Source organism: Candidatus Methanoprimaticola sp. MG2 (assembly GCF_047501175.1).
Lineage (GTDB): Archaea > Thermoplasmatota > Thermoplasmata > Methanomassiliicoccales > Methanomethylophilaceae > Methanoprimaticola.
Genome location: NZ_JBEQWH010000003.1, coordinates 220118 through 242896 on the forward strand (window position 1 = coordinate 220118; position 22779 = coordinate 242896).

Here is a 22779-nt window from a genome sequence, read left to right on the forward strand (position 1 = left end):
ACATAGGTCAACGCCGTTAAAACATGTCGGTCGACCCCGTGCCGGTTATATCCCCTCCGGACCATGACCCTGTGATGAGGGGAGGCTGGTTCGCATTTGCATTGGCCCTTTCCGTCACTGTCCTACTGCTCTCCGCTTCGGCGACGGCCGACACGGAGGACGACGGGGCGGTGTCGGATCCGATGGTGTACAGCATAAACTACCACACCAACGGAGGAGAGATCCCCGACGGGTATGCGGACCGCTACGTCTCCGGGACGTACATGAAGCTCCCGATCCCGAAGCTGGAGGGCAAGTACTTCGCCGGATGGTGCACCGAATCGGCCCTCACCAACCCCATGGGCGGGATCACCGAGAGGACCAGGGGACATCTGAACCTCTACGCCAAATGGATCGACGGCGACATCTCGGGGACCGGATGGACCATGGACGTCAAGGGCAGCTACCACAGCTCCTCGGTACTGCACACGGTCGCCGGCACGGTGGACCTGGGCTACGAGAGCGTGCTCGGCGACTCGGTCCTGTTCCGCGAGAGGAACCACATCACATACTCCTGGCCGGACGGCAGCTCCCTCGACGATTCCGACAGCGCATCATGGACCGGTCGCATAACGGACGGGTGGAGGTTCGTCCGCTCGGAGCCCTTCGACGACCGCCGCGTGTCCGTGTGGGAGTCGGACGGGGACACGATGTGGCTGGAGGACGAGCTGATCCCCGTGAAGATAGTCTCCACGTTCCCGGGAGGGAAGATAACTCAGACCACGGTGTCCGTGTACGGGTTCTCGCCCCAGAAGCACTTCTACCCCGACGTTTCCGCGGAGTATCCCATATCGGTCGGACCCGTCGGGAAGACGAGGGTCGGCGACGACCTCACGCTGACCGCGAATGGCCCGGACTTCGAGGGATGGTACCTCAACGGCAGACCGGTCTCGACATCCCGGACGTTCACGTTCCTGCATCCGTCTCCGACCGACTCCATAGCGGCGAAGACGTCCCATGGGTTCACGGTTGTGGAGTCTGGCACGGACGTCAACGGCCTCGGATTCCACGGCGCGGTGTTCCACGATGACGATGGCAACCGCCTCAACGGCCTGCGCGACCTCGATGCGGGCCTGTACCACGGGTCCATCAAGAGGGACGGCGTCAGGATCACGATAGATTTCGTGGTGGAGGAGAGGCGCACGTTCTCGCTCGAGTGGGAGTTCGAGGGCGTCTCGTACGAAATATCCGCGGAGATGCTCTTCAGCGACATGTACGCCCACACCTATGACAACCCCCATCTCCCGAGGTTCAGTCAGCGCACCCAGGCGTTCGTGGAGACGTTCTACACCCCGGACGAGCCGGCACTTAAGGACATCCATTCCGCCCTGGAGAGATACGGGAAGGACATGGGCCGCGTCCAATATGCGGAGTTCGTACTAAGGTTCGTCCAGACCGTCCCCTATCTCCTCGACGAGGACACGCGCGATGACGACGAGTTCTGGAAGTTCCCGATAGAGACCCTGTGGGACGGGGGCGGGGATTGCGAGGACACCACGTTCCTGTACGGGACGCTCATGGGGATGTCCGGATACAGGACGGCGTTCCTGCTGTTCAAGGACCACGCCATGCCGGCCATAGACCTGGACGCCCCCGGCTACGTATCGAGCATAGACGGGTACGGGTTCCTGCTCTGCGAGACCGTCAGCACGGCGTTCTCCATAGGGGAGTCGACGGCGGACCATCATCCCGAGGATACGATATTCTCGTGTCGCATAGAGAGCGTCCGATGATAGGTTAATACCTGGATCGGTGATTCGCGCCTCATGGAGATCAGACCGTCGGCCCTGATGGCCAAGGTTAGGCAGACGGTGCCGCTTGTGCACCACATCACCAACTATGTCACCGTGAACGACTGCGCGAACATCTGCATCTGCGCGGGCGGTTCCCCGGTGATGACCGATGCGGCACCGGACGTCCCGGACATGGTATCGATCGCATCGGCCACCGTCCTCAACATGGGCACCCTGAACCCCAGGACGGTCGAGTCCATGTTCCTTGCGGCGAAGGCCGCCAGGGTCAAAGGGGTCCCGATTATCCTGGACCCGGTGGGGGCAGGGGCCACCGCATACCGCACGGACACCGCCAGGGAGCTCATGAGCTTCGGACCGAGCGTGATAAAGGGTAACGCGGGGGAGATCGGCATCCTATCCGGGATGGGAGGGGAGGTCAAGGGCGTGGACTCCAAGGGGTCCATGGACCAGGCGGAATCCACCAGGTCGCTTGCGGAGCGCATGGGATGCATAGTCGCGTCCACCGGGGAGACCGACTACGTGTCGGACGGGAGGGTCGTGATGAGGCTGTCCAACGGGAGCGCCCTCCTCGAGAAGGTGTCCGGGACCGGATGCATGGTTTCATCCGTCATAGGATGCTATGTGGGGGCATGCGGGGCATCCGTCGAATCGGTCGCGTCGGCGATAACCGTCATGAACGTCTCGTCGGAGATCGCCGCAGGGAACTGCAGGGGCCCGGGAACTTTCAAGCCCGCACTCCTCGATGCGATGGACTCCCTCGACGCAGAGACGCTAGACTCCATGGCAAAGTGGGACGACGCATGATAGACCGCATCCTGGAACGCAACAGGAAGTTCGTGGAATCGAAATCGTACCATGAGTACACGGCCACGAAGATCCCGAAGTTCAAGACCGCCCTGGTGTCCTGCATGGATGCCAGGCTCGTGCACCTGCTCCCGGCGGCCCTGGGCCTCGAGGACGGGGACGTGGTCCTCATACAGAATGCAGGAGGAAGGCTCACCGACCCGTACGGGGAGACAATGAGGGCGCTCCTGGTGGCCATATACGAGCTGGGCGTGGAGGACGTGGTATTCATAGGCCACACCGACTGCGGGGCTCAGAAGATCAGCGCCGAGGGGATGATCGGACACATGCTCCAGCGCGGAGTCCCCAAGGAGACCATAGAGAGATTGGAGAAGGAGGAGGACCTCGATGGATGGCTCGCGGGATTCGTATCCTCGGAGGATGCCGTGACATCCTCGATAAGACTGCTGAGCAACCACCCGCTCCATCCGGAATCGGTGCACATCCACGGGTTCGTCATAGACATCGTGACCGGCGAGCTCACCAGGGTACGGCGATCAGAGCATCTTCAGACCGCCGGTCACCCTGTCGATCTCCGATTCGGGTGCCGGCCCTATGCCGACGCACGTGGACGACCCGGGGGCGATCTGTGTCCTGCCCGCATCGGTCACCATCACGGTGTACAGCCCGCGACTCCTGGCCTCGTTCATGTAGCGGACCATCTCCTCCATGTTCGCCACCTTGAGAACGACCTTCTTCTGACCGCCGTTCATCCACTGCGTGAACGCCTTGCGGTCCTTGTTCTCCGCCCTGATGGCACACTCCACGGACGCGTGACCGACCTGTGCGGCGATCTTTCCCTTTCCCATGTCGAGATCGGTCCTCACCAGTACCACGAGCTTATAGTCCTCTCCAGGGCCGAAGAATCCGAGTGCCATGCGACCTCGATTGCAGTTCAGTATTTAAAATTGGCACATGACCGCACCATGGTCGCCCTCCACCCTGGTGCCGCAATATGTGAACCCGTCATCGTATCCGTACAGATCGGGCATCATGCCGATGCCTCTGAACGGTGTGACGTCACAGGCCATCATCCTCTGTCCATCGAGGTCGAACTGCAGCACCGAGTAACCATCCACGACATCCGTCGAGGCGAGCACCTTCCCGATGGCGACGGACCACAGGTCCGGCAGCTTCACCAGACCGACCGAGTACCCTGCGGACTTCAGCATGGATGCGGCGAGCACCGCTATGTCCCCGGAATCGCCCGCGCCCCAGTACAGGGTCTGAAGGGGGGTGGCCCAGTACGTGGTCTCGCCGTATGTTATGAGGTCGCTCTGCTCCATGGTGTACTCGGATATCAGCTCCAGAAGGCACCGGGCATAGTCGGACGATGTCCTGGATATCCCCGGGAAGGCCGCTGAGTACGACGACCACACCTTGTACTCGAAGTTCGCGACCGCATCGGGATCCACGAACAGCGCGGCATTGGACAGCAGGTCCGAGCCCCTGTCCCCACGGACCTCGGCGGAAGGGTCGGGCTCCGGGACCGTGTACGTCACCGAGAGGGTCTTCCCGGAATGCTCCCATACGTACTCCACTGTCCTGTCCCCGTGGTACATCAGATGTCCGGAGTACACGATGGTCTTCGGGTCATCGCTCGTCTCCGGGTCTTCGGTACAGTAGACCGTCACGGTCCAATGGCCCACCGACGGTTCGATCCAGGTGATCATCCCCAGCTCGTTGGTCTTCGTCCAGCTGAACCCGAGCGTATCGTTCCTGAAATCCCATCTGAACGTCCCGTATCCATCGATCAGGCCCTCGTCCAGACCTATGACCGGACGGCCCTGGTCGTCCAGATATGCGACGAGGGTGCCATCATCGAATCCGCCGGACAGGACTATGTATCCGCCGTCCGGCAGCACCAGGGACCCCTCAGGAGGTCCGACCGGCTCCGGGACCTCGTTGGTCGTGCCGGCCGGGATGGCCGACAGGACCACCATCAGGACGGAGATCAACGCAACAAAGATTATCCCCGCGGAGACACCGTGGCGGACCCTGCGGTCCAGCTTCCGGACGAAGCTCCTGTGCCTCCTGACCTTGGAGGTCATGTCCGCCCCGCATTGCGGACAGAACGGGGCCTGTCCCACGTTCGATCCGCAATTCGGGCACTTCATGGGAGTGTAAGGTGTTTTGGCATCACATGATGCCTACGTACTCGTAGCTCAGGACCACGTCCTGGGTGATCGCGACGCTGATGAAACGGTCAAGTCCCATGACGACGTCCGACGACCTTCCGTCCTTCTCCATCAGGATCTTCACGGGCCCGTCGGTGCTCACGAACTTCATGGACAAGGCATCGGTCTTGGCGACCTGGAGGGAATCCTCCACATAGTACCCGTTGACCTCGAACGCTCCCTCGAGGGTGACCGTGACGCTGTTGGAAGGCGTCCTCTTGGACCTCGCATCGGGCATGTCCCATGCGTCGACGCATACCATGTCGTAGTAGACCCCGTCGATGCCGTCCAGGGCGACGTAGCTCCCCTCTGCGGCCGATATCTGGACCCATGCGTGCTCGGATGCCCACAGGCCGCCGGTGGCCTCGGCATACTCGTCGCTGGGGACGTATCCCCCGAACGAGTAGGCATAGGCCTCGGAAACGCTGCGTCCGAAGTCGTATATCGAGACGTCCAGACCGTTGCTGGCATCGACCTCCTTCAGGGCGGTGATGTCCAGGTCGGAGGTCATGTTGATCGTGTAGACCCCGCCGTCGCTCCCGTACAACGAATCTAGCGAATACGCCTTCCCGTCCACGACGACGCCGTATGTCTCCGCACCGGCCGTGACGACGAACGATATGGGCTGGTCGGCCTTCACGGCATACGGCAGGTCGTAGGCGATGCCGTCCGAGTCGCAGAGGACGAAACCATCGTCGGCGTCGAGCATGTACGTCTCCGCGGACGCGGTGTTCTCCCCGGACCCTCCCATGGCCAGCACGACGACCATCGCCGCGAAGACGACCATCGCCATGCCTGTGATGTACCTGACGGTCCTCAGGGGTCTGCCGTCCGCCTTGGCGCTCCTGTTGCGGAGCGCATCGCGGACCGAGGATGTCCTCTTCTTCACCGCCGGTGCGGGTTGTGACAGGGCCTCCGCCTCCATCTCGGCGATGGGGGTCATGCTCAGTGACGGGTAGATCTCCTTGAACGAGACCTTCATGTCCTCGGGGGTCTCCTCGGACACCCTCACGAATATCCCGGAGGATGCCATCTCCAGCCCCTGATGGGCCATTCCCTTGAGGAAGGTCATCGCAGGCGCGGTCACGGGAGCGTCCCCGCTCCTGGATATGCCGATGGTCAGCGGATACACGGAGACGACGCTGAGGGACAGGTCCACGATCTTCGCGATCTCGGACATCTTCCCGAAGTACGAGTCGAAGTTCTTGGGGCCGTCGTGTCCGGCGGCCCTCATGTACTTGGCCCCGAGCACGATCATCATGTAGTCGGTGTCGAAGCCGAGCTCCCTCAGGGACGCGAGGAGATACAGGAGGTAGCCCTCGATGAACCCGTTGTCCGCGGACGCGGCCTTTATGGCGTTCCTGGTGGGGGTGGTGTCACGGTCGTACTTGCGGACCCTCTTCATGAGTATCGCGCAGTTCATCCCGTAGTACATGGCCCCGGACTCGGAGTAGAATACGGACGCGACGCCCTCCTCCACCATCCTGAGGAGGTTGGTGGTCACGGTGGACCTGGGCATCCCGACCATGTTGACGACGTCCGTGACGCACAGCGGCCTCTCGTATATCGTCTCGACCAGCTTGCACTGGATGTCGTTCATCAGCAGTGCGACCCTCCCGTCGATGTCCACGATCATGAACTTCTCGGGCTCGTCGATCTGGGGGAGGGAATTGTTGAGGTACGGGAGGGGCTCGGGCTCCTTCCTCTCGAACGTGACCTTGTACCTTACGGACTCCTCGTTGCTGAAGTCCTCGATGGACGCGACCGCGAAGACCTTCCCGGTGGCGTTCTCCATCATGCGACGGATCATCATCGCGAGCATGTCCATCTTGGTCCTCATGGTCCTGTTGCCCTCGAGCACGAGCGTCGGGGGGTTAATGGAGAACACGCTCATCCTGAACCCGGTGACCGCGTTGAAGCGGTCCTTGATCATGGGCATGGCGTTGTCGAGCGTCGCGTCACCGATGGACGACTTGAAGGAGTCGGCGAGATCCTCTGCATACCTCTGACGGAGCTGGCTGTGGTCCATGCCGATCTCGTTGGTGTAGCTCTCCAGCATGTTGGCGACGCTCGCAAGGCCCGTGTAGTAGGCATCGGGGTTGCGGAACGCCTCCTCGGACTCCTTGATGACCTCGGAAGAGGGCTTCACGGCCCCGATAATCTTCGATGCGAGGTTCGAATAGTAGACCTCCTTCTTCGAAGGGTCGGGCTTGGACCTGACTATGACGCCCTGGTCGACCATCTTCTCGAGTATGAAGTGAAGGGACGAGGACGGGGTCTGCAACGCCTCCGCTATGTCTATGGGGCGCTGTTTCCCGTTGCAGAGAAAATCGTACACTGCGACCTGCTGCGGGTCCGTCAGGGCGACGACCCCCTTCTCGGTCAGTACGACCGCGAAGTCGCGCAGGTAGTCCTGTTCTGTACGCATAACCCTCCCTACGCCTCCTCCTTATAATAAGTATGGGCGTCGTAGTTCGAAGGAGGTGTTAGCTCAGAGCTCTTCGACCACATGAGGACGGACCTTGAGTATGAGGTCGCGGAGCTCATGGGCCGCGGCCGCGGGATCGTCCTGTGCAACGACCGCGGACACCACTGCGGCGGAATCCGCACCAGCGCGGATCACGTCCTGGATGTTGCCGCGGTTTATCCCGCCGATCGCGACAACGGGGACGTCGAACTCCTGCGTTATCTGGAACACCACGTCGAGGCCTATCGCCTGGACCGCGTCCGCCTTCGTCGCCGTCGTGAATATGGACCCGACCCCGAGGTAATCGGCACCACCGCCTATGGCCTCCCTGGCCTGCTCGACGGTATGGACCGATACCCCGATGATCGCATCGTCCCCCATCATCCTGCGGGCGTCCTCCACCGGGATGTCCGATTGACCCAGATGCACGCCGTCGGCACCGCTCGCCATGGCTATGTCCACCCTGTCATTGACGAAGAAGAAACGGTTGTACTCCTCTGCGGCCCTGGCGATCTCCTTCGCCTGAGCCAGCATCGACCTGCCGTCCGCGTTCTTCATCCTGAGCTGCACCGCGTCGGCACCGCCCTCGTAGGCGAGGCGGGCGATCTCGGCATCCGTGCGTCCCCTGGAAAGGTCTGAGTCGGTCACGACATATAGGTCGAACATGACATCCCGGATGGCATCCACATATATCCGCTTGTAGGAACGCAACGCTTATGTCGAAAGGCGCAGACTCACCCGACGACATGAGCATCCTATACCGCTACGGCTCGACATGGTACGTCAACATGACCAACAGGTGCCCCTGCAGATGCACGTTCTGCGTCAGGAACCATACGCCCCGCCTAGGGGATGCTGACAGCCTCTGGCTCATTGCAGAACCGACCGTGGAGGAGGTCATGGCGGAGATAAGGGCCAGGGCCTCCGACGCCAAGGAGATAGTGTTCTGCGGATACGGCGAGCCCACCGAGAGGCTGGATGACCTGGTCGAGATCGCGGGCCGCATAAGGGCCGAGACCGACGCCAGGATACGCCTGGACACCAACGGGCTCGGATGCCTGATAAACGGCAGGGACATCGTGCCCGACCTCTCGAAGGCCTTGGACGCGATCTCGATCAGCCTCAACGCATGCTGCCCCGAAGAGTACGTCGACCTGTGCAGACCGGAGTTCGGGGAGGCATCGTACGACGCCCTCCTGCGGTTCATCGAGGGCGTCAGAGGCTCGATACCCGACGTCACGGTATCGGTGGTCGGAGGGACCATACCCCCGGAGTCCGAGGAGAGATGCCGTCTCATGGCCGAATCATGGGGTGTTTCATTCAGGGTCAGACGAACGGGCACTGGCTCTGAACGGGCCGTCTGAGGATGCTATCGAACCCTTTAATTATAAAGAGGATATCGGTGGCTTTCGATATCAGATGACTGGCGAAGGCATTAGGAAGAAGAGAGACCCGATTTTCTCGGTCTGCTTCGTCGTTTTCGTCGTTGCATGCGTAGGTGTCCTCGGCACTTACGTGGACGAACACTACATTCAGACCGACGACACTAAGGTCGCCTACGGCGATAAGGTGATGGTGGACTACACCGGAGCCTACTACGCATACTACGGAGAGGATGGCGCCGTTGTCTTCGACACGAGCTACGCCAGCATCGGGGACAATGACGACATCGTCAAAGCGAACGAGTGGACCTCCAAGAGCAGCTACTCCGACTTCGAGGTCACCGTCGGAAGCGGAAAGGCCCTCGAGATGTTCGAGAACAGCCTGATCGGACACAAGGTAGGGGACAAGTTCAAGGTCGAGATCCCCGTCGGAGAGGGATACCTCGCACCCGGAGAGGAACAGACCGCATCCAAGGACATCACGGTCCCCAGGATCCAGGTCCTGACCAAGGCCCAGTTCGATGCCATATACGAGGACATCGACCTCAAATCCGGACAGACCGCAATCACGAGCGCGTACGGATGGCCCGCGACCGCCACGTTCAACGCCAACGACAACACCGTCACCATCGTCAACAACCCTGAGAACGGCGAGACCTACGAGTACATCGAGAACGAGGACAGCAAGTTCGGGAAGGTCACCTACAGCGTCACCGGGACCTCCGGGGACATAACGGCCACGATGAACATCACCGACACGACCTCCGTCGACGGCGGAATCCAGATGCTCAAGGTCGATGTGGACGGCAACCCGATCTACATCACGTCCGTCAGCAACGATGGATACACCTACAAGACCTGCGAAGAGAAGTGCAACATCACACTCTACTTCGAGATCGAGATCGTCTCCATCAACGCTTGAGCCGACCAAATCCAGAGCCGGGCATGTCCCGGCTCATCTTCTTTTTTTGATATCTCTTGAAAAATGGGCCCGGAGGCCCAGAGGTTTTCCCGATCAGAGGATCTGCTCGAGCTTGGACAACATGTCGGCCGTGTCCTTCGCGAGGATCCTGACGATGCGGTCCTTCTTGGAGCCCTTGTCGATGATGGCGTCCGGGACCCCGCGGACCTTCGACAGGGCCTTCCCGGTTGATTCCTGGAGCCTGTCCTTCACCATGTCCGCGAAGACTATCTTGAGCCCCACCTCCTCCATGATGTCGGGCATGTCGGCGGTGTATGCGAGACTCATGACGCACCTGATCTCGGGGTGGTTCTCCATGACCGCCAGGAGAACGTACGAGAGGCCCTCTGCTGTCCCGAACTTCGCGGGTCCGCCCTTGTGGATCATCCCGTTGTGGACGTAGAGCCTCCTGTCTATGGCGGCGATCTGCTCGGGGCCCGAGGCGTTCCTCATGGCCATGGCTATGTTCATGCCCTTCTTCGGGACGAACTCCTCCGGGACCACATCGAGGATCCTTGATGCGGCGGAGTCGAGGGCGTCCAGGATAAGGAATCCCTCGCTGTCCTCCTGCTTCACCATGGGGTTCACGATGAACTCACCACGACCCACAGAGTACTGGGTGGCTATGGCCTCCTGGATGAGCTCGCGGGACTTGAACACGGCATTGGCGACATCCATCCCCTTCGCCATATGGGCGGTGATGAACGCGGACAGCACGCATCCGCTCCCGTGACCCGCCTTCCCTATCCTCGGATACTCCATCTTGGTGAACTCCGAGGAAAGGTAGAGGAAATCGCTGACGGTGGGCGCGTTGAAATGCCCTCCTTTCATTAGGACGGCGGACCCGCCCTTCCCGATCAGCTCGGCGGCGAGCCTCTCATCGTCCTTGGTCTTGATCTTCATCTTCGCCAGGACCTCAGCCTCGGACCTGTTCGGGGTCACGAGTTCGCATATCGGCAACAGCTTCTTCCTCATGGCGTCGGCGAGTCCGTCCCCGGAGAGGGACGCCCCTGTGGTCGCGACCATTACCGGGTCTACTATCAGAGGGGCCTCATGGTCCTCAAGGATGTCCGCGACGGTCTCGACGATCCCCGGGCTGTACAGCATACCCGTCTTGATCGCCTTGACGTCGGCGTCCTTGAGCACCGCCTCCAACTGGAGCTTGACGAACTCCTCTGAGATGGGAAGGATGCCGTCGACCCCGCAGGTGTTCTGCGCGGTGACGGCGGTGATGACTGCCGCGGGATGGACCCCGACGACGGACATGGCTCTGATATCTGCCTCAATGCCCGCGCCTCCAATCGAGTCCGAGCCCGCGACCGTGAGTGCGGTTCTCATGCACACCCCATATACGCCCATTAATAATGATGTTTAGTCGGAGCCCATTCCATAAACCCTATATAGAGTGTCCTTGGTCAAGGATTGATGAAGGTCTTCAGCGTCAACTTTCTCCTGAAAGGAAAAACACCCTACAAGGATCTTGCGCCCGTGTTCCCCGACATCCTAAAGATGCTCCTGGAGGACATAGGCCAGATGCCCGAAGAGGAGGAGATCCTTCAGATGCTGATAGACCTGAACGTCGCCGACCTGGAGCAGAACAGGAAACCCGAGGGATACAACCGCAAGGGAAAGGTCCGTCTCGTCTTCCCCATGGACAGCAACGAGTTCTACATCAAGACCTATATCAAGAACCAGGATCTGAGCCACATCGCGGATAACATCAGCAACATGCTGACGGCCGCCGGGATCAAGTTCACCACCGCCCAGAACCAGGACGTGGAGTTCGACTGACCTCCATCGCAAACCCCACAACCCCCTTATCCCATCTTCTCCCGACCCAATAGGCCCCAAGTCCAAATACGATGACGGCATACTCCGGATGGTGATTGGAGCACCTTACATCCAACAATATAAATGATGTCATTCCCTTGAACACCAATATTTATATGTTGTGTTGAATGGTTTCAATCCTCAAAAACATATATTTAAATCCTTCACTTATATGGAGGATGAGGGCCGAAATCGTCCATAAAATGGACAATTTTGATCTGACCGTTGGAAAACGGTTAAATATGGTCCAAAAGGCTCTCTGCCATAAGGAGGGCGGTCCGGCGACCAGCGGGTCTCTAAAACCTAGCCAGCGGGGATCGACACCCCGGCCTTTCGCCTATGGCAGTGTTATCAAATGACAGGATTCACGGACCCCCAGATACAGCACCTTATGGAGTATGGAGACGAAGACTACAACCACATGGACTTCTCGGACCTTGCCGAACGCGACAAGCAGTTCGCCAAGATAATGTCCAGGACCGAGGCCGCGAACAACGCCGAGGTCAGGGAGCTCATTGGTTCGCCGACGAGACACGATCTCTCCAGGCTCGAGTGCAGGATCGCGGACGCCCTCGTGGCGAGAGGGTTCATAGAGGTCAGGACGCCCACCATCATATCCACGCAGCAGCTCGCGAAGATGACCATCACCCCCGACCAGCCGCTGTACAAGCAGGTCTTCTTCATAGATGACAAACGTGCGCTGAGGCCCATGCTGGCACCCAATCTGTACGTGGTCATGCGCAGGCTCAGGGAGCACACCGACGGCCCGGTGAGGATATTCGAGATCGGACAATGCTTCAGAAAGGAGTCCAAGAGCTACAGGCACCTCGAGGAGTTCACCATGATGAACCTGGTGGAGCTCGGACCCGAGGGCGACCCGGTCGATTCCCTCAAGACATACATAGGGGACATCATGGAGGCCGCCGGGCTCGACTACACGCTGTCCAGGGAGGAGTCCGACGTGTACGTCGAGACCCTGGACGTCGAGGTGAACGGGACGGAGGTCGCCTCCGGGGCCGTGGGACCCCACAGGCTGGACGCGGCACACGACATCCACGAGGCATGGGCCGGCGTGGGATTCGGACTGGAGAGGCTGCTGATGCTCAAGAACGAGAAGAGCAGCGTCAGGAAGACCGGCAAGAGCAACACCTACCTCAACGGGAACAAGATCGACTGATACCATGACCGGAGGTGGCTAGGATGAGACTATGCATTGTCGGCGGAGCCCTGCAGGGCATGGAGGCCGCGTTCCTGGGAAGGAAGGCCGGCTATGAGACTGTCTTGATGGACAGGAGGGAGAACGCCCCCGCGCTCTCGATATGCGACGAACCGCATGTCCTGAACCCGCTGGAGGATCCCGAAAGGGCATTGGAGATATTCAGGACCTGCGATGCGGTCCTCCCGGCATGCGAGGAGCATGACCTGCTGGAGCTTCTGGACGGCATCCTGAGGGATGCGGGCATCCCGTTCCTGTTCGACCTCCATGCCTATGACACATCGCAATCGAAGCTGGAGTCCAACAGGCTGATGCAGTCCGTCGGAGTCCCTCTGCCGGGACACTGGCCGGAGTGCGGGTTCCCGGTCGTCGTGAAGCCCTCATCCCAGAGCGGGAGCGTCGGCGTGACCGTGGCCCACAGCCAGGAGGAGATCGACGAGGGGCTCGAAAGGATCGAGAGGCTCGATGACGAGCCCGTGATCCAGGAGTTCGTCCATGGGAAGAGCATCTCCCTCGAGGTGATCGGCGACGGGGAGGAGTCCGTGCCCTACGTGACGACGGAGGTCGTCCTCGATGGGGGATACGACTGCAAGGAGGTCCGCTGCTACCCCACGATACTGGACGAGGAGCAGGAGAGGGACTTCGCGAGATACTCGAAGCTCACGGCGGAGGGGCTCGGACTGAAGGGCCTGATGGACGTGGAGGCCATCCTCACCCCGAAGGGCCTCAGGTTCCTGGAGATAGACGCGCGCATACCCAGCCAGACGCCGGCCGCGATCCTCACCGGCACGGGCGTGAACCTCCTGGAGCAGCTGGTCCTGTCCCGGACCACGGGACGGAAGCCCCTGACGAGGTCCGGACGCTCCGGGATATACTGGCATCTGCACTTCAGGGACGGGGTCCTCAGGACCACCGGCGAGAAGGAGTTCTCCCACGTCCTGAGACCCAGGATGGAGTCTGGCCTGTTCGGGTCCGACGACTCCATAAGCGACTACTCCCCGGGCAAGAGGGAATGGCACGGGACCTTCATGGTCTCCGGGGCCACGCCCGAGGAGGCAGAGGACCGCCGCCTGTCGGTGATACGGGCGATAATGGACAGCTGCGCCGCAGAGAGGTTCGACGACCTGTCCCCAAAGGAGGTTTGAGAAATGACGAGACTTACAGAGGATGTCATCTGGGGTGTCCCCGATGACAAAATGGACCTTGACGGCAGGCTGATGAAGGCCACCGGGAAGACCGTCAAGGGGATCGCCCTGGAGGCGGCAGGGCTGGACATGGACGACTACGACCTGTCCAGGTTCACCGCCGCGGCCGTGCCCGTCACATCGGGGCTCGGGATAATCGGAGGGTTCGCGAAATCCGTGGACGCCATCACCGCCAGGCTCGGCATGAGGAGCTACGTCACCGAGAGCACGGACGTCGCCGGCTTCGCCGAGGCGGTCGGCAAGGGCACCGACATCATAATGATGTCCGACGACCCCATGTTCATCTCGTACAACACGCTGGAGAGGAAGTACACCGACAACTCCTGGGGCACCGCGATGGGCTACGCGGTCTGTCTCAAGAACGCCGCCAAGGGGGTCGAGGGGAAGGACGTGCTCGTGGTCGGGTCAGGCAGGGTCGGCACATGGGCGACCAAGATCCTGATCGGATGGGGTGCGAACGTGACCGTCACGGACATCATCCACGAGAAGGCCGAGGCGCTGACGTCCCTGGGCGCGAAAGCCGAGAGGAACGTCGAGAAGGCGGTGTCCGACAATACACTATTGATAAATGCTGCCCCGTACATAATTCCCGGAGAGATAATCGCGCAGGGCTCGATAATCTCGAGCCCGGGGGTGCCGCACTACTACGACCTGGAGGGAAGGACCCGCTGCAAGGCGATAATCCACGACCCCCTGGAGATAGGCACCGCGGTCATGGCGGTGAACAGCGCTGCATACACGATAAAGAAAGAGATGAGATCATGAGATACGGCATTGCACTAGACCTCGGGACCAGCGGATTCCGCTGCCAGGCAGTGGATCTGGACACCGGCGAGACCGTTGCGACGGCCATCACGGAGCGCCATCCCATCCCTGGAATGAACGTCATCGACCACGTCAACTTCGCCATGAAGGCCGGGGAGGACGTCGCCAACGGCCTGATGATAGAGACGATCAACAACCTGTTCGCAGAGTTCGGCATCGACCTCTCCTGCGTGGAGAAGATCGGTGTCTGCGGCAACCCCTTCCAGCTCTCCCTGTTCCAGAACATCGAGATCCGCGACCTCGCATACGCGGGGAAGAACATGCTGAAGGACCTCGGGGTGGTGTCCCCTCCCAGGAACGGGGACATCGTGTCCGCGGAGTCCCTTGGGCTCAAAGGCATGCCCAAGGCCGAGGTCATCATACCTCCCGCCGTCAGGCACGAGATCGGTGCGGACGCCATCGCCATGATGATGGAGACCGACATCCTCGACGTCAAGGAACCGTGCATCGTCGTGGACTACGGGACCAACGCGGAGATGGCCCTGGTCGTCAACGGCAAGATCTACAGCGGGTCCGCCGCCGCGGGACCCGCATTGGAAGGACAGCAGATCCAGCGCGGGATGCTCGCCGCACCCGGCGCACTGAGCGAGATCGAGATCACCGACGACGGATGGAAGTGCTATGTCCTCGACGACACGCTTGCCCCCGTGGAGGGCGATGTGATCGACCCGCTCACCGGTAAGGTCATCGCGGAAGGTCCGATGCACGGGAAGGCCGTGGGCATCACGGGTACCGGGGTCATCGCCGCGCTCGCCAACGGGATGAGAGCGGGCATCATAGTCCCTCCCAAGATCAACACGCCGACCGGCACCCTGATCCTCCAGGACGGCATCGAGATCACATCCAACGATGTGGACGAGGCCGGAAAGGCCATCGGAGCGCTCCGCGCCGGGTTCCTGACCCTCATGGATGCGGCCGGGCTCTGGGTGGACGACGTCAGGACCGCATACATGTCCGGGGCCTCCGGACTGTACGTGGACGCCCGCAAGGCGATGGATGTCGGGATGGTCACCCCCGGCGCCAAGAAGATCATCCAGTTCGGGAACACGTCCATCGGGCTCGCGAGGAAGATCGTCCACGGACAGGTGGACCTCGACAGCCTCAGGGAGTTCGCGAAACAGCTCCGCGCGGACCACGTCATGTTCGCGACATCGGACGTGTTCAAGAACCTCTACTCGGTCGAGTACTCGGTCTGGTGCACCGGGATGCCGATGAGCATGTACAACGACATGCTCGACATGTACTCCCTGAAGCACATCCCCGACGTCATATCCTCCGCGGACACCGAGGTCACGAGACTGGCCAAGAGGGACCTGCCCGACACCGAGAAGTGCAAGGTGAGGATGATCAAGTCCGGGATGATCCTGTCCGGGGTCGTGGAAAGATGCATCGGATGCAAGAAGTGCGTCAAGGAGTGTCCGGAGAAGGCTCTGACGATCCTGCCCGAGGGCGTGTCGAAGTACAAGGCGCAGATCGAGTCCGACCGCTGTGCCGGGACCGCATGCAGAAGGTGCGAGAGGATATGCCCCGAGAAGGTCCTTCGCACCCTCGACCTGAAACTCTGAGGAAACGATTTCGGGGAGGAGACATCCTCCTCCCCATTCTCACATCACTTTATCAGGACGCTGCTGACGCCGCGACAGGCCCTGATCTCGGATATCGCCCCGTCGGGGATCCTTCCGTAAACGACGACCAGGAAGACGGCGCCATCGGGCCCGTTCTCGTCCACCATCGCCTGTCTGACGGACACCCCGTGCTTGTAGAGGACGGCGGTGATCTCGGCGAGGATACCAGGCATCTTAGCGTCCGTAGGGGAGATGACAATGGACGAGCATCCTATCTCCGGTGCGAGGTCGACCATAGACAGGGTGCATCTGAGCTTGGAGAAGATCGCATCCAGCTCCGGAATGGAGGATATCCTCGTCAGAGCGGCACGCACGACCCTGCGGTCCACGCCTGCGGCCTCCCCGATCGCACAATCCCCCTGTTTGATGTCTCCGCAATATGCGTGAGCATCCTCCACCCTTATCCCGAGCTCCATGAGGAGCTTGACGACTTTCCTCTGTGAAGGATGGGCAGAAAAGTAAGTTTCCATTATGTCCATGCACTTGTATGAATGAAATCATTGATAAACATTTTTGTTCATCGATAAGGCGTCAAGACCCATCCAATAGCAGGGAATAACCATATGACAGAGGTGGGTCAACCCCCAACCCATAAATAATCGCCAGATGTAGCATCCCATATGGCAGACATTGAGGAGCTGAGATCACAGATCGAGGCGATCGACGAGGAGATCATAGACCTCATCGCCACCCGCATGGAGATCGCAGACGAACTCGCAAAGGCCAAGAAGATCTCGCATCAGCGTTACTGGGACGACGAGAAGGAGCGCGAGGTCAAGCAGCACTACCGCGAGCTCTGCGAGGAGGTAAGCCTCACGGAGTTCGAGGCCACCCAGATAGCCGAGGTCATACTGTCCATCTCCAAGGAGAGGCAAAAACACCTCTACGAATGAGTTCTGAGCTCCCGTCCGAGGCAAACAGCGATTTTCATATAGGCATCGGCCGATATCAATCACGTGAGCCTGAACCGCAAGAGCCTCGAACACTTCTTCAGAGAGAATCACAAGGTAGCGATAGCCTGCTCCGGAGGAAGTGACTCCACGTTCCTGGTCCATGCCGCCACAAAGATCGGCGCGGACGTACTGCCCATAATAGTGCGCTCCAGGTTCGAACGCTACGACGAGATCGATGCTGCCATAGACTTCTGTCATTCCGAAGGGCTCGAACCGGCGGTCATAGACGTGGACATACTCTCGGTGCAGGGCATGTCCGACAACGGCCCGGACAGGTGCTACATCTGCAAGAGGAAGATGTTCGAGGAGATCGTCGGGATGGCCAACAGGAGAGGATATTTCGTGGTCGCGGACGGCACCAACGCATCCGACGACCGGGAGGACCGTCCCGGGATGAGGGCGCTGGAGGAACTGGGCATAAGGTCCCCCCTCAGAGAGGCTGGACTCACCAAGAGCCAGATCAGGAGACTGTCCCGTTCGGAGAGGCTCAGCACGTGGAACAAGGTGTCCAACTCGTGCCTTGCGACCCGCATAGCTCCCGGGACCCCGATAACCGAGGACCTCCTGATCACCATAGGCAAGGCCGAGCAGTGCCTGGAACAGATGGGCTACTCCGGGTTCAGGGTGAACACCGACGGGAAGGACGCATGCATACGCATGCCCCAGTCCATGCAGGCCAACGCGAAGAGCAGGGAGGTGGAGATCGTGGCCGCCCTGTCGCAACTTTTCGACAAGATATCCATAGACGAGGTAACGCGCGATGGATGAGACCGAGATGAGGATGCTCCTCGAGGAGGTCGCATCCGGTCAGGTCTCCGCTGACGAGGCCGCCCTACGTCTGAAGAGGGAGCCGTTCGAGGACCTGGGCTTCGCCAAGGTGGACCTCCATCGCGGCATACGCCAGGGGATACCGGAGATCATCTACGGTGCCACCAAGACCCCGGAGCAGATATCGTCCATAGCCAAGCGCCTCCTCGACAACGGCAACGGTTCCGTGATAATCACGAGGATGGACCCGTCCGCGGTCGACCTGGTGTCCGCCGAGGTCCCGCTGAGATACGACGGGATCAGCAGGATAGGGGTCGCCGGCACGCCTACCGCCGAGAGACGGGGGAAGATATGCGTCATAACCGCCGGGACCAGCGACATCCCTGTGGCCGAGGAGGCGGCCGTGACCGCAGAAGCACTGGGCAACAATGTAGTCCGCATCTACGATGCGGGAGTCTCCGGGATCCACCGTCTCCTCGCCCACTCGGACGATATAATGACCGCAGAGGCCATCGTCGCCGTCGCTGGGATGGAGGGTGCGCTAGCCAGCGTGGTCGGCGGCCTGGCGGACTGCCCGGTAATAGCCGTCCCCACGAGCGTCGGGTACGGCGCATCCTTCGGGGGCGTCGCCGCACTCCTGGCCATGCTGAACTCCTGCTCGAGCTGCGTGAGCGTCGTGAACATCGACAACGGGTTCGGCGCAGGATACATCGCGAGCCTCGTCAACAGGTCAGCCTGCGGACGTGACCGTCCCACGCCATGACATCCCGCGCGTGCGTGGGCACTATTATTATAGGAAGGCGCGGATGCCCGCACATTGGAGAGTATCCAGAATGAGCAAGATCAGCGTAGCAGTCCTCGGAGCGACTGGAATGATCGGACAAAGGTTCATCCAGATGCTGGAGGACCACCCCTGGTTCGAGATCGAGGGGCTGTATGCATCCGAGAGGTCCGAGGGGAAGAGACTCGGGGACGTCCTCAAGGTCAGGGACCATGTCTACAAGGACGAGACCATGGACCGCAGGATCGAGGTCATGGACATCGGCAAGATCGGGAAGAACTGCAGGATCGCATTCAGCGGGATACCTTCCGACCTCGCCGGACCCACGGAGACCGAGCTTGCTAAGGCCGGTGTCGCGGTCTTCACCAATGCGGGGTCCCACAGGATGGACGCCCACGTGCCCATCATCATCCCCGAGGTGAACCCCGGACAGTACGATGCCGTGAAGGACCAGCCCACATACGGGGAGGCGGGAGGCTACATCGTCACCAACGCCAACTGCTCGTCCACCGGCATAGCGGCACCCCTGCATGCCATCAACCAGGCCTTCGGTCTGAAGCAGGTCTTCGTCTCCACGTACCAGGCGCTCTCCGGCGCAGGCTATCCCGGAGTCCCTTCGCTCGATGCCGTGGGGAACGTCGTCCCGTTCATCAGCCACGAGGAGGAGAAGATGGAGACCGAGCTGGCGAAGATGCTCGGGACCTACTCCGACGGGGAGTTCCACTATGCGGGATTCAAGGTCATGGCCAACTGCGCCAGGGTCCCCGTGATAGACGGACATCTCGAATCCCTCGTCCTGGACACCGAGGGTCAGCCCACGCTCGAGGAGCTCGAGAAGGCCCTCGTCGACTTCCGCGGGGAGCCTCAGACCCTGAAGCTGCCGTCCGCTCCCGAACAGCCCATCATCGTGAGGCATGAGGACAACCGTCCCCAGCCCGTCTTCGATGCGATGGCCGGAAGGCCCGAGAGGGCACGCGGGATGGCCGTGACGATCGGAAGGCTCAGACAGAGCAACGGATACTACAAGGCGTTCTCCATGTCCCACAACACCCTCAGGGGCGGGGCCGGAGGGTCCGTGCTCAACGCGGAGCTCGCAGTCGCCAAGAAGCTGCTCTGAAACGGTCGGGACATCCCCGACCACAAACACTCAGGGTTCCTCGGAACCCTTCTCCACCACGTTCTCTATGATCCACTTGAAGGTGTCCAGCATGGGCGTGAACAGCTCCAGCCCCTTCGGCGTGGTGGAATAGCGGACCTCCACCGGCGGTCCGGGCAGGACCTCCCTGGAGATTATCCCGTATCCCTCCAACTGGCGGAGGTGACGGGTCAGGACGGTCTGGGTCACAGGCTCGAGGTTCCTCTTGATCTCGTTGAACCTCCTGGACCCTATCAGGAGCTCGTTGATGATCAGGATGTTCCATCTGTTGCCGAAGATCTCGACGTATGCGTCGATCATCCTGTCGAAATCCTTCCGATCGCCCATGCTCCCGCATCCGCCCGCGGGGACATTATACTTTCCCGGTATCTCCGGAGATACGTGGTCGTCGCCGTCGGACTTTCCATTCTTAATAAGCAGACCACGTATCCTCGGGCATGGTCAAGGGAACGATGGGGGTCATCGCATGCCCCATGCTGGAGGATGAGCTGGTGTTCGGCATACAGGACGACCCGGAGCCGAAGAACGTCTACATCGTGGACGGCGAATATGTGAGGACGATAAGGGGGAAGCTCGACAGGAGGTCCATCCCCTACACCATGGTGGACGAGTACGGGTTCATGACCGGCATGGACATGGACCCGGACGGATTCAACATCGTCATCATGATGAACCCCACGAAGCTCCACATGGAACCGGAGAAGCTGAGGGAGCATCTGAAGGACCAGCTCAGGATGCTGGCGGGAAGGTTCGACGTGCTGGCACTGTACTACGGGATGTGCGGGAGCTATGGATGGGACCCTTCCGCATGGGCGAAGGAGAACGGCATACCCACGCCCGTGACGGTGTTCCACGACAACAACGGGGAGGTGTGCGACGACTGCGTGTCCGTCGCCGTCGGAGGCAGGGAGGAGTACAGGGACCTCGTCAAGAACTACACCGGGATGCTGTTCCTGACGCCCGCATTCGCCACATCCTGGGACGAGTACCCACTTGGCAATGAGAAGGAATGGGCAGGATTCTACAGCTCGGCCGAGGAGTACATGAGGGACCTGTTCAAGTGGGGCCACTACGAGTATGCCCTCAGGATCGACACGGGCCTCGGGGACAGGGAAAAGGTGGACGAATGCTGCGCCGATGTCGCATCGCGCATGGAGCTGAAGCTCATCGATCCCTCAACCCCCGTCGCGACCACCGCCCTCGCGCACAGCATGTTCGAGAGGTCCAAGTCGCTCCTCGGCTCCTGATGGGGAACGGGTCACATGTCCAACGCGACTATCCCGACGGAGCTGCGCCCCATACCGACCCCGTAATGCCTGCCGATGATGTCGGCACTGGTGGAGCACGGTATCCATATCACCGCCCTCATGCCCTCGGGGATCCACCTGCCCTCCCCCAGATAGGGGCGGGCACGGATCTCCATATACGGCTGTCCGGCGGCCTGGACATCCGCGAAAAGGATGAAGTCGTCGGAGAGGAACACGATGTTGTCCTTCTCGGCCCACACGTCGTGGTCCTCCGGCAGTATGTCGTATCCGAGCACGTTCCCCTCGGGGTCCCTCATCACCATCCCATGGAAGGTACGGTCCCAGTTGCGGGTCTCCCTGTACTTCCCGTTCATCATGAAGAGGCAGAACCTATGGGTCCTGGCGGAACACTCGTCCAGACCGACGTTGACGATCGGGAGCTGCCCTCCCGCTCCCGTCACGATGGATTCCTCCTCGACTATCCTCCCGTAGAGCGAATCCGGCATCTCCTCCGCGGCCAATATCCCCGTCTGTGACCTGAGCCTGGCCAGGAACTCCTCCTTCTCCATGTCCGAAGGAATCCGTATGCTCCATATATTTCGTCTTCCACCCCATCCCTATATAGACAGGACGCGCGCGGGGAACGACAACGGTTATCTACCTCAAGGGGATGCGAACGAATCACTATGACATTGAAATTCGGAGTTCCCAACAAGGGCCGTCTCAACGAGAGGGCGGTCGAGCTCCTTACCAAGGCCGGACTGGACCTTGGCGAAGACTTCGGAAGAAAGCTCTACATCAAAGCGAGGAACCAGGACGTGGAGGTCCTGTTCCTGAGGGCCCAGGACATTCCAGAGTTCATCGCCGCAGGCGCCATCGACATGGGCATAACCGGACAGGACCAGGTCGCGGAAGCAGGCAGCGACCTCGTCAACAGGCTCGAGCTCAAGTTCGGATACTGCCACATGGCCGTCGCCGTCCCGGAGGCGAGCGGCATCACGGACGCGTCCCAGATCGAGGACGGCGCCAGGATCGCGACCTCGTACCCCAACATCACCAAACGCTACTTCGACTCCATCGGCAAGCATGTCAATGTCATAGTTGTGACCGGTGCGGCCGAGGTCATGCCCTACCTGGGCATAGCGGACTACATCGTGGACCTCGTGTCCACCGGGTCCACCCTGAAGATGAACAGGATGGTCGAGGCAGGCAACATCATCGAATCGCAGGCATGCGTGTTCACCAGCGAGGCGGCACTCGCGAAATACGGGAACGAGATCGACGAGATCGCGGAGTCCATCGCCAGCGTCATAACCGCCGAGAGCAAGAAGTACCTCATGGCCAACGTGCCGAGGGACAAGATCGAGGACGCGGAGAGGATCATCCCCGGACTGGAGGGGCCGACGATCCTGGAGATCGCAGGGAACCCCGGATACGCGGCCATCCACGCGGTAATCGACACGAAGGACGCGTTCCACACCATCTCCGAGCTCAAGAGGATCGGGGCCAAAGGCATCCTCACCACCGGCATAGAAAGGCTGGTGAACTGA

The 22779-nt window shown here is 60.6% G+C and carries 23 protein-coding genes and 1 pseudogene; 16 read left to right on the plus strand and 8 right to left on the minus strand.

The window, feature by feature from the left end; genetic code table 11:
* Window positions 1–74 precede the first annotated feature (74 nt).
* From V5D86_RS03555 to V5D86_RS03565, 3 genes and pseudogenes are all read left to right on the plus strand, one after another.
* The gene (locus V5D86_RS03555; RefSeq protein ID WP_414595320.1) at window positions 75–1772 is read left to right on the plus strand and encodes an InlB B-repeat-containing protein; all 1698 of its coding nucleotides are present in this window, start codon (window positions 75–77) and stop codon (window positions 1770–1772) included.
* A 33-nt stretch (window positions 1773–1805) separates the two neighbouring features.
* On the plus strand, window positions 1806–2597 hold the full coding sequence (thiM, locus tag V5D86_RS03560) for a hydroxyethylthiazole kinase (protein WP_414595321.1): 792 nt from the start codon (window positions 1806–1808) through the stop codon (window positions 2595–2597).
* Window positions 2594–3106 (plus strand): annotated as a pseudogene (locus V5D86_RS03565) (beta-class carbonic anhydrase); the annotation flags it as partial. The gene thiM and the pseudogene V5D86_RS03565, both read left to right, overlap by 4 nt.
* Before the next feature lie 27 nt (window positions 3107–3133).
* Here V5D86_RS03565 and pth2 read toward each other — a convergent pair.
* The 4 genes from pth2 to thiE form a co-directional block, all read right to left on the minus strand.
* Complete coding sequence (gene pth2, locus V5D86_RS03570; protein ID WP_414595322.1) at window positions 3134–3514, minus strand: peptidyl-tRNA hydrolase Pth2; 381 nt, start codon at window positions 3512–3514, stop codon at window positions 3134–3136.
* 24 nt (window positions 3515–3538) lie between these two features.
* Entirely contained in the window at window positions 3539–4753 is a 1215-nt protein-coding gene (locus V5D86_RS03575; RefSeq protein ID WP_414595323.1) for a hypothetical protein, read from the minus strand.
* Between the two features lie 22 nt (window positions 4754–4775).
* On the minus strand, window positions 4776–7241 hold the full coding sequence (locus V5D86_RS03580) for a winged helix-turn-helix domain-containing protein (RefSeq protein WP_414595324.1): 2466 nt from the start codon (window positions 7239–7241) through the stop codon (window positions 4776–4778).
* Window positions 7242–7304: 63 nt separating this feature from the next.
* A complete protein-coding gene (gene thiE / locus V5D86_RS03585; protein WP_414595325.1) occupies window positions 7305–7946 on the minus strand; it encodes a thiamine phosphate synthase in 642 nt (213 codons plus the stop codon).
* Between the two features lie 80 nt (window positions 7947–8026).
* On the opposite strand from thiE, the gene V5D86_RS03590 reads away from it, so the two are divergent.
* Window positions 8027–8644 carry a TatD family nuclease-associated radical SAM protein gene (locus tag V5D86_RS03590; protein WP_414595326.1) on the plus strand — a complete coding sequence of 206 codons (618 nt, stop codon included), beginning with the start codon at window positions 8027–8029 and terminating at the stop codon, window positions 8642–8644.
* Between the two features lie 55 nt (window positions 8645–8699).
* Window positions 8700–9584: an FKBP-type peptidyl-prolyl cis-trans isomerase gene (locus V5D86_RS03595; protein ID WP_414595327.1), complete on the plus strand. Its 885-nt coding sequence runs from the start codon at window positions 8700–8702 to the stop codon at window positions 9582–9584.
* A gap of 93 nt (window positions 9585–9677) precedes the next feature.
* Here the strand turns inward: V5D86_RS03595 and thiD are convergent, their stop codons facing one another.
* Window positions 9678–10961, minus strand: a complete 1284-nt coding sequence (thiD, locus tag V5D86_RS03600) for a bifunctional hydroxymethylpyrimidine kinase/phosphomethylpyrimidine kinase (protein WP_414595328.1) — start codon at window positions 10959–10961, stop codon at window positions 9678–9680.
* A gap of 87 nt (window positions 10962–11048) precedes the next feature.
* Here thiD and V5D86_RS03605 point away from each other — a divergent pair, with 87 nt between their 5' ends.
* The 5 genes from V5D86_RS03605 to V5D86_RS03625 all read left to right on the plus strand — a co-directional run bounded on the left by V5D86_RS03605 (window position 11049) and on the right by V5D86_RS03625 (window position 16264).
* Window positions 11049–11414 carry a hypothetical protein gene (locus V5D86_RS03605; RefSeq protein ID WP_414595329.1) on the plus strand — a complete coding sequence of 122 codons (366 nt, stop codon included), beginning with the start codon at window positions 11049–11051 and terminating at the stop codon, window positions 11412–11414.
* Between the two features lie 394 nt (window positions 11415–11808).
* Window positions 11809–12630, plus strand: a complete 822-nt coding sequence (gene pylSc, locus V5D86_RS03610; RefSeq protein ID WP_414595330.1) for a pyrrolysine--tRNA(Pyl) ligase large subunit — start codon at window positions 11809–11811, stop codon at window positions 12628–12630.
* A gap of 23 nt (window positions 12631–12653) precedes the next feature.
* Window positions 12654–13814, plus strand: a complete 1161-nt coding sequence (gene pylC, locus V5D86_RS03615; RefSeq protein ID WP_414595331.1) for a 3-methylornithine--L-lysine ligase PylC — start codon at window positions 12654–12656, stop codon at window positions 13812–13814.
* A gap of 3 nt (window positions 13815–13817) precedes the next feature.
* Window positions 13818–14639, plus strand: coding sequence for a 3-methylornithyl-N6-L-lysine dehydrogenase PylD (gene pylD / locus V5D86_RS03620; protein ID WP_414595332.1), 822 nt, complete (start codon window positions 13818–13820; stop codon window positions 14637–14639).
* Window positions 14636–16264 carry a methylamine methyltransferase corrinoid protein reductive activase gene (locus tag V5D86_RS03625; RefSeq protein WP_414595333.1) on the plus strand — a complete coding sequence of 543 codons (1629 nt, stop codon included), beginning with the start codon at window positions 14636–14638 and terminating at the stop codon, window positions 16262–16264. Before pylD ends, V5D86_RS03625 begins: the two co-directional genes overlap by 4 nt.
* A 44-nt stretch (window positions 16265–16308) precedes the next feature.
* Here V5D86_RS03625 and V5D86_RS03630 read toward each other — a convergent pair whose 3' ends face one another.
* The gene (locus V5D86_RS03630) at window positions 16309–16803 is read right to left on the minus strand and encodes a regulator of amino acid metabolism, contains ACT domain protein (protein WP_414595334.1); all 495 of its coding nucleotides are present in this window, start codon (window positions 16801–16803) and stop codon (window positions 16309–16311) included.
* A 141-nt stretch (window positions 16804–16944) separates the two neighbouring features.
* Here V5D86_RS03630 and V5D86_RS03635 point away from each other — a divergent pair, with 141 nt between their 5' ends.
* The 4 genes from V5D86_RS03635 (at window position 16945) to asd (ending at window position 19943) form a co-directional block, all read left to right on the plus strand.
* Window positions 16945–17217, plus strand: coding sequence for a chorismate mutase (locus V5D86_RS03635; protein ID WP_414595335.1), 273 nt, complete (start codon window positions 16945–16947; stop codon window positions 17215–17217).
* A gap of 63 nt (window positions 17218–17280) precedes the next feature.
* Window positions 17281–18045, plus strand: a complete 765-nt coding sequence (locus V5D86_RS03640; RefSeq protein WP_414595336.1) for a TIGR00268 family protein — start codon at window positions 17281–17283, stop codon at window positions 18043–18045.
* A complete protein-coding gene (gene larB, locus V5D86_RS03645) occupies window positions 18038–18808 on the plus strand; it encodes a nickel pincer cofactor biosynthesis protein LarB (RefSeq protein WP_414595337.1) in 771 nt (256 codons plus the stop codon). The genes V5D86_RS03640 and larB overlap by 8 nt, the downstream gene beginning before the upstream one ends.
* A 70-nt stretch (window positions 18809–18878) precedes the next feature.
* Entirely contained in the window at window positions 18879–19943 is a 1065-nt protein-coding gene (asd, locus tag V5D86_RS03650) for an aspartate-semialdehyde dehydrogenase (protein WP_414595338.1), read from the plus strand.
* Window positions 19944–19973: 30 nt separating this feature from the next.
* Here asd and V5D86_RS03655 read toward each other — a convergent pair whose 3' ends face one another.
* Entirely contained in the window at window positions 19974–20309 is a 336-nt protein-coding gene (locus V5D86_RS03655) for a winged helix-turn-helix transcriptional regulator (RefSeq protein ID WP_414595339.1), read from the minus strand.
* 110 nt (window positions 20310–20419) lie between these two features.
* Here V5D86_RS03655 and V5D86_RS03660 point away from each other — a divergent pair, with 110 nt between their 5' ends.
* A complete protein-coding gene (locus tag V5D86_RS03660) occupies window positions 20420–21229 on the plus strand; it encodes a DUF1638 domain-containing protein (RefSeq protein WP_414595340.1) in 810 nt (269 codons plus the stop codon).
* A gap of 11 nt (window positions 21230–21240) precedes the next feature.
* Here the strand turns inward: V5D86_RS03660 and V5D86_RS03665 are convergent, their stop codons facing one another.
* Entirely contained in the window at window positions 21241–21798 is a 558-nt protein-coding gene (locus V5D86_RS03665) for a hypothetical protein (RefSeq protein ID WP_414595341.1), read from the minus strand.
* Window positions 21799–21915: 117 nt separating this feature from the next.
* Here V5D86_RS03665 and hisG point away from each other — a divergent pair, with 117 nt between their 5' ends.
* Window positions 21916–22779 carry an ATP phosphoribosyltransferase gene (gene hisG, locus V5D86_RS03670; RefSeq protein ID WP_414595342.1) on the plus strand — a complete coding sequence of 288 codons (864 nt, stop codon included), beginning with the start codon at window positions 21916–21918 and terminating at the stop codon, window positions 22777–22779.